This is a genomic window from Pseudotabrizicola sediminis (genome assembly GCF_004745575.1).
Classification (GTDB): Bacteria; Pseudomonadota; Alphaproteobacteria; order Rhodobacterales; family Rhodobacteraceae; genus Pseudotabrizicola; species Pseudotabrizicola sediminis.
The window spans coordinates 26,272-40,403 of the sequence record NZ_RPEM01000009.1 but is presented as its reverse complement, the minus strand read 5'-3'; the positions used below and the strand labels follow the sequence as shown (position 1 = coordinate 40,403).

Annotated in this window: 16 protein-coding genes and 1 tRNA gene; 8 read left to right on the top strand and 9 right to left on the bottom strand. The window is 63.6% G+C overall.

Annotated features, from left to right (window positions below; all coding sequences use genetic code 11):
- Positions 1–56 precede the first annotated feature (56 nt).
- The gene (locus EEB11_RS13780) at positions 57–1,271 is read left to right on the top strand and encodes an aminotransferase-like domain-containing protein (RefSeq protein WP_135432227.1); all 1,215 of its coding nucleotides are present in this window, start codon (positions 57–59) and stop codon (positions 1,269–1,271) included.
- A 60-nt stretch (positions 1,272–1,331) separates the two neighbouring features.
- A complete protein-coding gene (locus EEB11_RS13775) occupies positions 1,332–2,123 on the top strand; it encodes a heme-dependent oxidative N-demethylase family protein (RefSeq protein ID WP_135432225.1) in 792 nt (263 codons plus the stop codon).
- 78 nt (positions 2,124–2,201) lie between these two features.
- Here EEB11_RS13775 and glnA read toward each other — a convergent pair whose 3' ends face one another.
- Positions 2,202–3,611 (bottom strand): type I glutamate--ammonia ligase, encoded by a 1,410-nt coding sequence (gene glnA, locus EEB11_RS13770; protein WP_135432509.1) that lies wholly within the window; start codon positions 3,609–3,611, stop codon positions 2,202–2,204.
- Between the two features lie 68 nt (positions 3,612–3,679).
- Positions 3,680–4,018, bottom strand: coding sequence for a P-II family nitrogen regulator (locus EEB11_RS13765; RefSeq protein WP_135432223.1), 339 nt, complete (start codon positions 4,016–4,018; stop codon positions 3,680–3,682).
- A gap of 182 nt (positions 4,019–4,200) precedes the next feature.
- Between EEB11_RS13765 and EEB11_RS13760 the strand changes: the two genes are divergently transcribed.
- A complete protein-coding gene (locus tag EEB11_RS13760; RefSeq protein WP_135432221.1) occupies positions 4,201–5,832 on the top strand; it encodes an NAD(P)H-hydrate epimerase in 1,632 nt (543 codons plus the stop codon).
- 51 nt (positions 5,833–5,883) lie between these two features.
- On the opposite strand, the gene EEB11_RS13755 is transcribed toward EEB11_RS13760, so the two are convergent.
- A complete protein-coding gene (locus tag EEB11_RS13755) occupies positions 5,884–6,369 on the bottom strand; it encodes a Hint domain-containing protein (RefSeq protein ID WP_167852747.1) in 486 nt (161 codons plus the stop codon).
- Positions 6,370–6,615: 246 nt separating this feature from the next.
- Between EEB11_RS13755 and EEB11_RS13750 the strand changes: the two genes are divergently transcribed.
- The 4 genes from EEB11_RS13750 (at position 6,616) to EEB11_RS13735 (ending at position 9,615) form a co-directional block, all read left to right on the top strand.
- Positions 6,616–6,700, top strand: a tRNA-Leu gene (locus EEB11_RS13750).
- A gap of 166 nt (positions 6,701–6,866) precedes the next feature.
- A complete protein-coding gene (gene tig / locus EEB11_RS13745) occupies positions 6,867–8,201 on the top strand; it encodes a trigger factor (protein WP_135432217.1) in 1,335 nt (444 codons plus the stop codon).
- A 199-nt stretch (positions 8,202–8,400) separates the two neighbouring features.
- Entirely contained in the window at positions 8,401–8,781 is a 381-nt protein-coding gene (locus EEB11_RS13740; protein ID WP_135432215.1) for a hypothetical protein, read from the top strand.
- Between the two features lie 87 nt (positions 8,782–8,868).
- Positions 8,869–9,615 (top strand): PGN_0703 family putative restriction endonuclease, encoded by a 747-nt coding sequence (locus EEB11_RS13735; protein WP_135432213.1) that lies wholly within the window; start codon positions 8,869–8,871, stop codon positions 9,613–9,615.
- An 18-nt stretch (positions 9,616–9,633) separates the two neighbouring features.
- Here the strand turns inward: EEB11_RS13735 and EEB11_RS13730 are convergent, their stop codons facing one another.
- From EEB11_RS13730 to rpsF, 6 genes are all read right to left on the bottom strand, one after another.
- The gene (locus EEB11_RS13730; RefSeq protein ID WP_245298911.1) at positions 9,634–10,212 is read right to left on the bottom strand and encodes a CHAP domain-containing protein; all 579 of its coding nucleotides are present in this window, start codon (positions 10,210–10,212) and stop codon (positions 9,634–9,636) included.
- A gap of 116 nt (positions 10,213–10,328) precedes the next feature.
- Positions 10,329–11,267, bottom strand: a complete 939-nt coding sequence (locus tag EEB11_RS13725; RefSeq protein WP_135432211.1) for a DMT family transporter — start codon at positions 11,265–11,267, stop codon at positions 10,329–10,331.
- A gap of 95 nt (positions 11,268–11,362) precedes the next feature.
- A complete protein-coding gene (locus EEB11_RS13720) occupies positions 11,363–11,671 on the bottom strand; it encodes a hypothetical protein (RefSeq protein ID WP_135432209.1) in 309 nt (102 codons plus the stop codon).
- A 149-nt stretch (positions 11,672–11,820) separates the two neighbouring features.
- Positions 11,821–12,390: a 50S ribosomal protein L9 gene (rplI, locus tag EEB11_RS13715; RefSeq protein ID WP_135432207.1), complete on the bottom strand. Its 570-nt coding sequence runs from the start codon at positions 12,388–12,390 to the stop codon at positions 11,821–11,823.
- Positions 12,391–12,400: 10 nt separating this feature from the next.
- Complete coding sequence (rpsR, locus tag EEB11_RS13710; protein ID WP_100198517.1) at positions 12,401–12,628, bottom strand: 30S ribosomal protein S18; 228 nt, start codon at positions 12,626–12,628, stop codon at positions 12,401–12,403.
- Positions 12,629–12,657: 29 nt separating this feature from the next.
- Positions 12,658–13,146 carry a 30S ribosomal protein S6 gene (gene rpsF, locus EEB11_RS13705; protein WP_135432205.1) on the bottom strand — a complete coding sequence of 163 codons (489 nt, stop codon included), beginning with the start codon at positions 13,144–13,146 and terminating at the stop codon, positions 12,658–12,660.
- Between the two features lie 329 nt (positions 13,147–13,475).
- On the opposite strand from rpsF, the gene EEB11_RS13700 reads away from it, so the two are divergent.
- A complete protein-coding gene (locus EEB11_RS13700; RefSeq protein WP_135432203.1) occupies positions 13,476–14,051 on the top strand; it encodes a YceI family protein in 576 nt (191 codons plus the stop codon).
- Positions 14,052–14,132: the final 81 nt, after the last annotated feature.

The window sequence follows — 14,132 nt, the reverse complement described above, 5'->3', positions numbered from 1 at the left end:
CGGCAGGGTGCGGACCAAAGTGGCATTTGGCCGGGATATGGCCAGAGGAGGATGCAATGCAATGGGAAGAGGTTCTGGCGCCGCGCATGGGGCGGATGAAGGCATCGGAAATCCGCGAGTTGCTGAAACTGCTGGATCAGCCTGACATCATCTCGTTTGCGGGCGGCATTCCGGACCCGGCGCTGTTTCCGGTGGCGGCATTTCAGGCGGCGCTGACCAGTGCGCTGGCCCCCGGTCGGGCCGACACCGCGCTGCAATATTCGGTAAGCGAAGGCTATCTGCCGCTGCGCGACTGGCTGGCTTCACACATGACAGGCCTTGGCATTCCCTGCGGACCCGAGAACATTCTGATCACCTCAGGCTCACAGCAGGCGCTGGATTATCTGGGCAAGCTGATGATCGGGGCAAACGACACCGTGCTGGTGAACTGGCCCACCTATATGGGGGCGCTGGGGGCGTTCAACGCTTATGAGCCGGTCTATGACCGTCTGGACCCGCGCGAGAACCGGGGGGCCGAAGAGTTTGCCGCCAAGGCCGCCGAGGCCGGGGGCCGGGTGAAGTTTGCCTATCTGTCGGTCGATTTCGCCAACCCGACCGGCGAGACGATCGCGCGCGCCGACCGCGAACGGGTGCTGAATCTGGCCGATGATCTGGGCTGCGCGATTGTCGAGGATGCCGCCTATCAGGCGCTGCGTTTTGACGGTGAGCCGGTGCCGCCGATTCTGGCGCTGGAAATCGCACGGAAAGGCAGCATCGAAGACTGCCGGACGATCTATTGCGGCTCGTTTTCGAAAACCCTCGCTCCGGGGCTGCGGGTTGGCTGGGTCTGTGCGGCCAGCCCTGTGATCGGGCGGCTAGTGCTGATGAAACAGGCGGCAGATCTGCATTCCAGCACGCTGAACCAGATGGCGATCGCCGAAGTGGCGGCCGCGTCGTTCGACGCCCATGTGGCGGGCTTGCGCGATGTGTACCGTGCGCGGCGCGACCATATGCTGGCGGCGCTGACGCGCGAAATGCCTGCCGGGGTGGACTGGACCCGGCCCGAGGGTGGCATGTTCGTCTGGATCACCCTGCCCGAGGGCATGGATGGTGCCGACCTGCTGGCACGGTCGCTGGAAACCGAACGTGTGGCCTTCGTGCCGGGGCGGGCCTTCTTTGCCGACGGGTCGGGCGGGAACACCATCCGCCTGAGCTTTTCGCGCGCGGATGAGGCGGCGATTGACGAAGGCATCCGGCGGCTTGGCGCGCTGATCACGCGGCAGATGGGCTGACCCTGGCGGTGCCGCGTGAAGGGGCGGGTGGTCTGATCTGACGGGATGGGAGAGCCGGGAATGAACGAGGTTTTGCAACCGTCTTTGCCCTTTGCGCCCTGGGCCGATGCACGCACGCGGCGGTTGCCGGGGATAGTGCCGCTGGATATGGCAGATTGGCTGCGAGTGGATGAGGTGTACGCCGCGCAGATGGCACTGCGCGACCGGTTGCTTGCGACGCGCGAGGCCGAGGTCGTTGGGCAGATGAGCATTGCCACGCAGGCCATTGAAGAGATGTATGAATATGTTCTGGCACGTCTGCCTGCGGGGTTTGAGCGCTTGCGCGATACCGTTGTACGACCGGATGGCGTTGCAGTGGCCTTGGACGCCGGGCTCCCGTTGCAGACTCTGGGGCGGCTGGTGCAGGAAGACCTGTGCCTGATGCAGCCGGATGGAGCGGGGCAGCATATGCTGACGGCAGCGGTGTTGTGCTTTCCGGCGGGGTGGACGCTGGCGGAAAAACTGGGGCGGCCGTTGATGCGGATGCATCAGCCCGTGCCCGGTTATACCGAGGATATGGCGCGGCGGGTGCAGCGGTTGATGGATGCAGTGCGGGTTGAGGCCCCGCTGTGGCGGGCCAATGCGCATCATTCGCGCGCGCCGCTGTTCAACCCGCTCTCGGAAGAGGCACCCAAGGACACCGTGGCGCAAGGCGACATGCCTTACATCCGCTCGGAACGGCAATGCCTGATCCGGCTACCGGTCAGCCGGGCGGTGCTGTTTTCGATCCACACCTATCTGGTGCGGCTGGAAGATCTGACGGCAGAGCAGGCGGCGGCGCTGGCTGAATTTCCAATTCACAGGGCGCTTTAATGCAGCGCTTCAAGGTGTTGGCTGGATTGAAAAAAAGGCCGCCCCGAGGGGCGGCCTTTTGTGTCGGGATCGCTGGGATCAGCAGGAATAGTACATCGCGTATTCGATCGGGTGCGGCGTATGCTCATAGGCATAGACCTCTTCCCATTTCAGCGCCATGTAGCCTTCCAGCTGGTCGCGGGTGAACACGTCACCGGCCAGCAGGAAATCCATATCCTTTTCCAGCTCTTCCAGCGCTTCGCGCAAGGAACCGCAAACAGTCGGGATCGCTGCCAGTTCTTCAGGCGGCAGATCATACAGGTCTTTGTCCGACGCCGGACCCGGATCGATCTTGTTGTTGATGCCGTCAAGACCGGCCATCAGCAGCGCGGCAAACGCCAGATAGGGGTTGGCCGCCGGATCGGGGAAGCGGGCTTCCACACGCTTGGCTTTGGGCGATTCCGTCCACGGAATACGAACGCAGCCCGAGCGGTTACGGGCAGAATACGCGCGCAGAACCGGTGCCTCGAAGCCCGGGATCAGGCGCTTGTAGCTGTTGGTCGCCGGGTTGGTCAGGGCGTTGAGCGCCTTGGCGTGCTTGAGGATACCGCCGATGAAATACAGCGCCTCTTGGGACAGGTCAGCGTATTTGTCGCCTGCAAACAAAGGCTTGCCGTCTTTCCAGATCGACATGTTCACGTGCATGCCCGATCCGTTGTCACCCTTCATCGGCTTTGGCATGAAGGTCACGGTCTTGCCGTAGGCTGCCGCCACGTTGTGGATGACGTATTTGTACTTCTGGATGTTGTCGGCCTGTTCGGTCAGACCGCCGAAGATCATGCCCAATTCGTGCTGGCAGGTCGCAACCTCGTGGTGGTGTTTGTCGACCTTGATGCCCATGCGCTTCATGGTGGACAGCATCTCACCGCGGATGTCCTGCGCCTCATCCACCGGGTTGACCGGGAAATAGCCGCCCTTGTGGGCTGCGCGGTGGGCGAGGTTGCCACCTTCCATTTCGGTGTCGGTGTTCCAGGCGGCGGCTTCGGCGTCGATCTGAAACGACACTTTCTGCGGCGTGACGCAGTAGCGCACGTCGTCGAACAGGAAGAACTCAGCCTCGGGACCACAATAGAAGGTGTCGCCGATACCCGATGACTTGAGGTAGGCTTCGGCCTTCAGCGCGGTGCCGCGCGGGTCCCGGCTGTAGGCTTCGCCGGTGTCAGGTTCGACCACGGTGCAATGCACGCACATGGTTTTTTCCGCATAGAACGGATCAATATAGACCGAAGTTGCATCGGGGATCAGTTTCATGTCGGACTGGTCGATGGATTTCCAGCCGGCGATGCTTGACCCGTCGAACATGAAGCCTTCCTCAAAGAAGTCCTCGTCCACCAGATCGTTCACCAGCGTCACGTGCTGGAGCTTGCCTTTGACGTCGGTGAAGCGGATGTCGACATATTCGACCTCTTCATCCTTCATCAGTTTCAGAGCTTTCTTGATCGCGCTCATCATGCTGCCTTTCGGTTTCTTGGGTGTTTACAGTGCAGGCCGGGTGGGCCTGATGTTCGGAAAATGGGTTAAACCGCGTCGTCGCCGGTCTCACCGGTGCGGATGCGGATCGCCTGTTCGACCGAGCTGACGAAAATCTTGCCGTCGCCGATCTTGTCGGTGCGCGCGGCGGCGATGATCGCGGCCACGGCGGCATCGACCATATCGTCGGTCAGGATGACCTCGATCTTCACCTTTGGCAGGAAATCCACGACATATTCGGCACCACGATACAGCTCGGTGTGGCCCTTCTGACGGCCGAAACCTTTGACTTCGGTGACGGAAAGGCCCTGAATGCCTGCTTCCTGCAGGGCTTCCTTGACCTCATCGAGCTTGAAAGGCTTGATGATCGCCTCGATCTTCTTCATGGCCAACTCCCCCGGTCTTCGACGTCTTTCTGCATTCCTTGCTGTTCGACCATTTCCAGCGGGCGGGGACAATTGACTAAGGTTTAAGCGATGCAAAGAAGCGGCGGATTCTGCGGGTGGTGATTAATTATTGTGCAAAGTGGTGTGATATTGTGCGGTTTGAGAACGGTTTGGGCGGTGATATGACAGAACTTCTTACATCTGCACAAATGCGCGCCGTTGAAGCGGCGGCGATTGCCAGCGAAGCGGTCACCGGGCTGGAACTGATGGAGCGCGCCGGGGCGGGCGTGGTGGCGGCGGTGATGGAGGAATGGCCGGCGTTGGCGGCAGGGTCGCACCGGGCGGCGGTGTTGTGCGGGCCGGGGAACAATGGCGGCGACGGGTTTGTGGTGGCGCGGTTGCTCAAGGGGTTGGGCTGGACGGTGGAGGTGTTTGTGTATGGCGATGCCGGGCGGCTGCCGCCGGATGCGCGCGTGACCTGTGCGCGCTGGTCTGCAATGGGGGAGGTGAGGCAGCTGGAGGGCGAGCGCTTTGCCGGGCTGCCCTGGGATCATATGGATCTGGTGGTCGATGCGCTGTTCGGCACCGGGCTGTCGCGCCCGGTTGACGGGGTGGCGGCGCAGGTGCTGGCCGATATCGCCGCGTGGCAAGGTCTGGGGGAAGGGCATCTGGTCGCGGTGGATGTGCCGACGGGCCTGTGCGCGGACAGTGGCAGGGTGCTTGCGGCACAGGGATCGACGCTTGCGCGGTTCAGGGCTGATCTGACCGTGACATTTCACCGGGCAAAGATCGGGCACGTTCTGGAGGAGGGGCCGGCGCTTTGCGGCAGGCTGGTGGTAAAGGATATTGGGCTGGCAGGGGCAGGGGCGGGGGCGGTCGGACTTGTGGGCGTTGATCCGGAGCGGCTGCGCAAAGCGGGTGGGCACAAGTTTGACCATGGCCATGCACTTATCTTGTCTGGCCCTGCGGGGCGCGGCGGCGCGGCGCGGCTGGCCGCGCGGGGGGCGCTGCGGATCGGGGCAGGGCTGGTGACGGTTGCCTGCCCGCCGGATGCTGTGGCCGAGCATGCGGCCCGTCTGGATGCGGTGATGCTGCGCGAGGTTGCAGATGCCGCGGCTTTGGCGGCGGTGCTGGAGGATGGCCGGATCACTGCGCTGTGTCTGGGGCCGGGGATGGGATTGGGAGCGCGGGAGGCTGGGCTGGTTGGGGTGGCGTTGGTTAATAACGCATGGCGGGGTGAACCCCGCCCTACGGATGCGGGGGGCGAAAACGCCGGGCCTTTGGAGGGGGGAGGGCGGGGGTTACCCCGCCGGGCGCTGGTGCTGGATGCCGATGCGCTGACGCTGATTGCGCGGGATGCAGTGCTGTTTGACGCGCTGCACGAGGGCTGTGTGCTGACGCCGCATGCGGGGGAGTTTGCGCGGCTGTTTCCTGATCTTGCGGCAAAGCTGGCGGCACCTGCAGCCGCTGGTCCCGCCTGTTCCAAGGTCGATGCCACACGCGCGGCAGCAAAGCGTGCGGGCTGTGTGGTGCTGTTCAAAGGGCCGGATACGGTGATTGCGGCCCCGGACGGGCGCTGTGCCATCCATTCCGCCGATTACGACCGCGCGGCCCCCTGGTTGGCCACCGCAGGGGCGGGGGATGTGTTGGCGGGGTTCATCTGCGGGCTGCTGGCGCGGGGCTGTGCGCCGTTTGAGGCCGCCTGCACCGGGGCCTGGCTGCATGTGGACTGCGCGCGCAGTTTTGGCCCCGGGCTGATTGCCGAGGATCTGCCCGAGGAGGTGCCGAAGGTGTTCCGCTCGCTGGGGCTGTAGACACGGCCAGCGATGAAAAAGACCGCCCAAAGGCGGTCTGTCGAACGCTGCTCAGGCGCCGGGTATGACGGGGTCGCAGCCCAGTTCCAGCCCGCCGGCATAGATCACCTGCGGCTCGGCAAAGCGCAGGGTGACCAGACGCGCTTCGGCCACGATCTCGGCGCGGATGTAATCGCCATCGACCAGACGCCCTGCAAGCATGACCGCCTGATCCACGCCGGTCAGCGCGCGGGCACGCCAGTCGCGGATCAACAGGGGCTGGGTGGGGGGGACGACCATGTCGGCCTCTGGCCGGTCCTTGCCCAGCACACCCGCGGAAATGCGGATAACGTGTGCATTCTTGACGACGGCGATTTCCACCCCGGTCACGGTGCGTGCACCGGCGCGGGTGATGACCCGGTCACCGGGGGCGATGAATTCGACGGGCTTGGCACCCGACAGGGTCAGGATCTGCGTGCCAGCACCGATGCCGCAATCCGGCATCACAGTGCCGGCGTCTACCGTGCCCGCGCTGGGGCCAAAGGAAAGCTCTGCCATCGTGATCTCCATTGCCAACATGACGCTGCCTCATTGTTTTTTTTGTTCCTGATTATGGCAAGATCAGGGCGGGGGCGAGGCAATCACGCATGCTGCGTTAACAATTGTGAACATGCGTGGCGGGAATGATGCGCTGTGTCCGCGCAAACCGGGCGGCAAAGCGCGATGGCGCGCGCTTTTTGCCCTCGCCACCCGCGCAGGGCTTTGCTAGAAGACCTGCGCGCAGCAGGGGAGCCTGCTGCCGATGCGGGTGTGGCGAAATTGGCAGACGCACCAGATTTAGGTTCTGGCGCCGCAAGGCGTGGGGGTTCAAGTCCCTCCACCCGCACCAAGCCCTCTTGTGCCGACCGGCACTTCAGGCGGAAATTCCCCGGGATGCCGAAGTTTCGGGCGCGGTGCCGCCATTCGGGCTTGCAAGCGCGCTCTGTGATAAATATGGGAGGCGGGAAAGTTTTGACTGCCGCCTGTTCCGGCGGCCCAACCGATATGGGGAAAATATGCAAGTCACCGAGACCCTGAACGAAGGGCTGAAGCGCGGCTACACCATCACCGTGACCGCTGCCGAACTGGAAGCCAAGGTTCAGGAAAAACTGGTCGAGGCGCAGCCCGAGATCGAGATGAAGGGTTTCCGCAAGGGCAAGGTGCCGATGGCGATCCTGCGCAAGCAGTTTGGCCCGCGCCTGTTGGGCGACGCGATGCAGGACGCCATTGACGGCGCGATGAAAGACCATTTCGAGGCGACCGGCGACCGTCCGGCGCTGCAGCCTGCCGTGCAGATGCAGGGCGGCCACGAATGGGCCGAGGGCCGCGATGTTGTGGTCGAGATGACCTATGACTGCCTGCCGCCGATCCCAGAGCTGGATGCGACCAAAATCACGCTGGACCGTCTGGTGGTAAAGGCCGATGACGCCTCGGTTGATGAGGCTCTGAAAAACCTTGCCGCCACCGCGCAGTCGTTTGACGACCGCAAGAAGGGTGCCAAGGCCAAGGACGGCGACCAGATCACCATAGACTTCAAAGGCTCGGTCGACGGCGACTACTTTGAAGGTGGCACGGCTGAAGATTACCCGCTGGTTCTGGGGTCCAACTCCTTTATTCCGGGGTTCGAGGCACAGCTGGTGGGCGCCAAGGTCGGTGACGAGCTGAAGGTCGACGTGACCTTCCCCGCCGAATACGGTGCGGCACATCTGGCAGGCAAGGCTGCGGTGTTCGAATGCACCGTCAAGGCTGTCAAAGAGCCGAAAGCTGCCGAACTGGATGACGAGCTGGCCAAGAAGTATGGCGCCGAAGATCTGGCCGGTCTGAAAACCCAGATCGCCGAGCGTCTGGGCGTGGAATACCAGGGCGCAAGCCGGGCCATCCTGAAGCGGTCCTTGCTGGATCAGCTGGACGGTCTGGTGAAGTTCGACCTTCCGGCGGCCTTGGTCGAGGCGGAAGCCAACCAGATCGCGCATCAGCTGTGGCATGAAGAAAACCCGGATGTGCAGGGCCACAACCACGACGCCATCGAGCCGACCGACGAGCACAAGTCGCTGGCCGAGCGCCGGGTGCGTCTGGGCCTGCTCCTGGCCGAAATCGGTCGCAAGGCCGAGATCACCGTGACCGACGCCGAGATGACCCAAGCCGTGCTGAACGCCGCGCGCCAGTACCCGGGGCAAGAGCGCCAGTTCTTCGAATTCGTGCAGAAGAACCCGCAGATGCAGCAGCAACTGCGCGCGCCGCTGTTCGAGGACAAGGTGGTCGATCACATCGTGGCACAGGCCACCGTGACCGAGAAAGAGGTCGGCAAGGACGATCTGCAAAAGGCGATCGACGCGCTGGACGAGATCTGACCACTATTTCAGCGCCGACAATGGGGCCGTGCCGAAAGGTGCGGCCCTTTTTCGTTGGTGCACCTTGGCTGCACAGCTGATTTGGACCCGAGCATCAGGCAAGGCTTTGCCGGCAGGCGGGGCTGTGGCAGGCTGTCTGGGTCATGACCGGACGGTCCGGCGTGACGTTTCATTTTTTCGATGCGATTGGAGACGGCGGATGAAGATTATGACAACGGGGCTTGCCGGTCTGGCGATTGGTGCCTTTTCTGCCACTTCGGCCCTTGCCGACTGTTCGGGCGGCTTTGGCCGGGGCTGGGCCAGTGGCAAGGGCAACGGGGCGTTCGAGATGCAGGCGGCGGACAAGGCCTGCACCATGGGCTTTACGGGCTTTGGCGGTGGCAATTCGGAACGCATTCCGGCGACAGAGATCAGGCTGACCACGGCACCGAAATCGGGCAAGCTGGGGGTATCTGCAAAAGGCATGGTCTATACGCCCAATCCCGGCTTCAAGGGTAAGGACAAGTTCTGTACCCGCAACACCTCGGCGAAGGTAAAGGGAGAGACCCTGTCGGGCTGTGTGACCGTTACGGTCAAATAGGGCTGCCGCGCGGGGCGCGCGCCAATGGCGTTTCGCCCCGGCCCATGATAGGGCCGGGGCGTGCCAAAGCGCGAAGGAGCCCGTTGCATGCCGAACTTCCTGCCCGATCTGCCCGAGGCCCGCGTGCTGGAGGCCCTGTCGCGTGCGCCGGGCAATGAGCTGCGGTCGGGCAAGTTTGACAGCGCCGAGTCTTCTGCCGCGCTGGTCGCCAATGCCTTTGGCTGGTTTTTGGACCGCCCCGCTAGCCTGCCGCCTTTACCCGGCGTGCCTGCGGGCGCGGTAGAGACGGTGGATCTGGAGGTCGAAATGCGCTTTCCCTGGTCGGGCGGGCGCCACCCCTGGCTGGATGTGGGACTCGTGACCCACACCACGCTGGTGGGCGTCGAAAGCAAGCGGTTCGAGCCGTTCCGCCCCGCCAAACAGACCGGGTTTTCCGATGTTTACGACCGCCCCGTCTGGGGGCCGAACATGGCGCGCTACACGGCACTTGCCCAAGGGCTGATTGCGGGTACGGCGGATTTCCGGGTTCTGGACGCGGTACAACTGGTCAAACACGCCTATGGCATCCGCACGCGGGCCTCAAAGCGGGGGCTGGGGTCGGTGCTTGTGTATCTGTATGCCGAACCTGCGCATTGGTCCTCTGGCAAGCCGGTGGATCAGGCTGCCAAGGCGCGGCACCGCGAAGAGGTTGCGCGGTTTGGCGCGGCTGTCGCGGGCGATGACGTGGTCTTCGTGCCGCTACGCTGGGGCGATCTTCTGCGGCAATGGGCGCAGGTGCCGCAGTTAAGCCAGCATGTCGCGGCGCTGCGGGCGCGGTTTGGCGATCTGGGCTGACCCTTCGGGGGCCTCGCCTCAGCTCTCAGTGGCGTCGTCGCCGATCTTGCGGGGATAGACAAAGCCGAGCATCGGACGCGCATTGCCCAGTACGCCGGGCGTGCCTTCAACGCGGATTTTCGACCAGTCGTTATTGGCCGAGACATCGATCACCGGCATTTTCAGCGAGAGCTTGTTGCGCTCCCAGTTGGCATGGTCGATCAGCACCTCGCGGTCCGACACCACCTCGGACACCACCGCAATATGGCCCAGACGGCTGCTGGAATGCGGGGCGAAAACCATGACGGCCCCGGCTTCCGGCTCTTTCCCGCGCGAATAGGTGCCTTTCGCGGCGGTCCACCAGGTGCCTGCATTGCCTTTCAGATCAACGCCCGATGCGGTGCGGGCAAAGGGCACGCACCAGACGCGCGCGCCTTTGGCCTGCTTTTCGCGGACCTCGGCGATGGCTTTGGCCTTCAGGTCGGGGTTCAGCGTCGTGGGGGCCGGGGCACCCATCGAGGATTTGGTAAGGGTGTCCCCGCAAGCGGTGAGCAGCGCCAGGCTGGCGCACAGCAAGGTGGTGCGGGCAAGGCCCTGCGTCATCTGTGTCAGCGTCACGGTGAACCATCCCCACGGTTGTTTCCCGGTGTTGTAACGCATGTTTCAGCGGTTGAAAGACCGTGTGATCGGGGGTGGCGAAAACCCGCCTGAGGGGGCAGTCGGGTTCAGGTGGCTCAGGAACTTTGCCGCGTAACCCTTTCACGCCAAAGCACAAACAGCCCCGCCGCCACAATGGTGGCAATGCCCGTCCATGCCAACGCATCGGGCCATTCGGCAAAAAAGGCCCAGCCCCAGAGGATGCCCCAGAGCATGGCGCTGTATTCGAACGGGGTGACGGCATTGGCGTCGGCAATGCGGTAGGCTTGCGTCAGCAGGGTCAGCCCAAGGGCGGCGATGACGCCGCAGCCCGCCATCAGCGTCGCATCCAGCGGTGTGGGCCAGACCCAGCCGCGCATCAGGAAGGCCAGCGACGGGTGCAGGTCGGGCGCGGTGGCCCCGCCAAAGCCAAGGGCCATGGCGGTTGCAATCCCCAGAAACACCAGATTGCCCCAGAAGGCCATGGCGGGCGCACTTTCGCGCTGGCCCAGGCGGCGGGCCGAAATCATCGATACCGCATAGCAGAACCCCGACAACACCGGCAGCAGCGCCGCGATATCAAACACGCCCGCGCCGGGACGCAGGATGATCAGCACACCGCCAAACCCCGCAAGAACCGCCAGCCCGCGCCGCCAGCCCACCGTTTCACCCAGCATGGGGATCGACAGCAGGGTGATGAACAGGGGGGCCGAGAAGTACAGCGCGACCGCCGTCGCCAAAGGCAGGGCCGGAAGCGCCAGATAATAGGCCGCATAGGCCACGAACATCACCAGCCCGCGCGCAATCATCGCCCGCGTGCCCGGGGTGAACAAGGTGCCAAGCCCGCCGTCGCGGTGCGCCAGCAGCAGCAGCAGCGGCAGGGCGGTCAGGCTGCGGAACACCATGGCCTGTGACAGCGGGTAGCTGCCCGACAGCAGCTTCAGGATCAGATCCTGCACCGAAAACAGGCCTAGCCCGGCACAAAGGCACAGGATGCCAAGGGCGGAGTCATGGCGGGGGCTGGGCAGGGCTGTCATCGTCGGGCCTGATCTGATCTGGACCGACCTGAGCATGTGGCGGACCCGCCCGCGCCCCCGGCACCGACATGACGGTGTCGGATTGGGCCGGTGCGTCAGTCGGCGGTCGGAGCCTTGACGAAGCGGGCGCCTTTGGGCGGGTTGCGCGGTGCAAGGCTGATGCGCGGGGCGCTGGTGGCGGTCGCCTCGGCCAAAGGTGCTGCCGGGGCGGAGGCTGGGTCAGGCGCGGCGGCCAGCGCCTGTTCCAGCTGACGGGTAGCCGGGCCAGAGGGAATGGACTGCGCGACAGGCGCCGTTTGGGCGGTGACCGGAGCCATTGTGCTGCCGGTGCGGACCTGCAGCACGGCCAGAAAGAGCGCGGTGCTGAACAGGCAAAGACCGGTCATCAACAGGATCTTGCGCATGGCGGGCTCCGTCTGCGGGGATGGAACGGCTATGGCGCGGCAATACGGCAGCTGTTTGGCGCCAGGGTGGCCGCCAAAGAAAAGGCCGCGCAGAGGGATCTGCGCGGCCTTTGGGTCCGGCGGCAAGGCCAGACCTGATCTTGAAGACCTCAGTCTTCCTGTGCAGCGCCGCCCAGATCGTCGAACAGTTCGGCGATCTCGAAATCGGCGGCGGCTTCGGCTTCGGCAGCCAGAGCCTGGATCGACTTGCCCGAAGCCTGCAGTTCGGCTTCTTCAGCCGAGCGGGCCACGTTCAGGTTGATCCGCACGGTGACTTCGGGGTGCAGCACCACCGAAACCGAGTGGATGCCCAGATCCTTGATCGGCTTGTCGAGGACAACCTGACCACGGTTCACGGTAAAGCCGCCATCGGTTGCCACTTCGGCGGCGTCACGGGTGGTGACGGAACCGTAAAGCGCACCCGAATCGGAGGCGGAGCGGATGATGACAAAGGTCTGACCATCGAGCTTGGCTGCGACGGATTCGGCCTCTTTCTTGGTTTCAAGGTTCTGCACTTCCAACTGGGCCTTCTTGGCCTCGAAGGATTTGATGTTGCCATCATTGGCGCGCAGCGCCTTGCCCTGCGGCAGCAGGAAGTTGCGGGCATAGCCGTCCTTGACGTTGACGACTTCGCCCATCTGGCCCAGCTTGGCCACGCGCTGAAGAAGGATCACTTGCATCGGTTTGTCCTCACTTCACAGCATAGGGCAGCAGGGCGAGGAAGCGGGCGCGCTTGATCGCGCGGGCCAGCTCACGCTGCTTGATGGCCGAAACGGCGGTGATGCGCGATGGCACGATCTTGCCGCGTTCCGAGATATAGCGCTGCAGCAGACGGGTGTCTTTGTAGTCGATCGCCGGTGCATTGTCGCCCGAGAAGGGGCAAACCTTGCGGCGGCGGAAAAATGGTTTGTTCGCCATGGTTTATGGTCCTTTCCTGAGGCTGTTGATCAACGACGCGGGCCGCGGTCTGCACCGCGGTCGCCACCAAAACCGCCCGAGCGCTCGCCGCCACGGTCGCCACCGAAGCCGCCGCGGTCACCACCACGGTCAGGACGGTCGCCGCCACCGAAGGCAGGACGGTCGCGGCGTTCGCCACGGTCGCCGTCGCGGTCATCACGCTTTTGCATCTGCACCGACGGGCCGTCGCCGTGCACGTCGACCTTGATGGTCAGCACGCGCATCACGTCGTCGTGCAGGCGCATCAGACGTTCCATTTCCTGCACGGCTGCGGGGGGCGCATCCGATTTCAGAAAGGCGTAATGGCCCTTGCGGTTCTTGTTGATCTTGTAGGCCATCGTCTTGACGCCCCAGTATTCCGATTCAACGACTTTGCCGCCGTTGTCCGAAAGCACTGCGGTGAAATGTTCGACAAGGCCTTCGGCCTGCGTGTTGGAAAGATCCTGACGCGCAATAAAGACATGCTCATACAAAGGCATGTATCGTCCTTTTCGTCTCGGGCGGCTTCAAAGACCATCGGCATTTGGCCTTTCCGCGGCCGGGTCACGAGAGGCATCGCCATTAAAAGGGATGCGGAAAGGATGGTGCGTTATACAGATCGCGCGTGCGGATGCAAGCGCAGAGCGGGTGGGCGGTGCCTGAGGCTGTGCAGTGTGACTGTACAGCGCAATTGTGCGCCACGCGCAGCTGTTGTGTGCGTATGCGCGCAGGTTTTGTTCGCGGGCCGCGAATTGTGCGGATGCAGCAATTGGGGCAGGGTCTGCGTCCTATTGTGGGTCATGGTGACCCGCCTGACTGGAGAGTTCGAATGACCCGCATTGCCCCCCTTGCCCTGATTGCAGCCCTTGCCGCCGCCCCCGCCTTTGCCGAAGCCGAAAAATACACGGTTGATGCAAGCCACGCCCAGATCATCTTCAGCTACAACCACCTTGGCTTTTCCACCGGCTATGGCATGTTTTCGGGCTATGAAGGCGAGATCAATTTTGATCAGGCCGAGCCTGCGAATTCTTCGGTGACCGTGTCTTTCCCGGTCCGTTCGATGCTGACCGGCTGGGAAGCCCGGTTCGAGCATTTCATGTCGGCCGATTTCTTTGATGCCGCCGATGACGAGATGGTCACCTTCACCTCGACCGCGATCGAAGTGACCGGCGAGACCACGGCGCTGATCACCGGTGATCTGACGCTGAACGGTGTGACCAAGCCGGTGGTGCTGGATGCAGTGCTGAACCAGGTGGGCGACCACCCGATGGAGAACAAGCCCTGGGCCGGGTTCAGCGCGACCACCACCGTGCTGCGGTCTGACTTCAACGTCGGTGCCTTCGCGCCGTTCGTCAGCGATGAAGTGCAGATCGAGATCTCGCTGGAAGCGATGAAGGCCGAATAAGCCTTCTGTCCCAAAGCACAGCAAAAGGCCGCCGGAGCGATCCGGCGGCCTTTTTGTTTCCCGTGCGGGTCAGACGCGGGC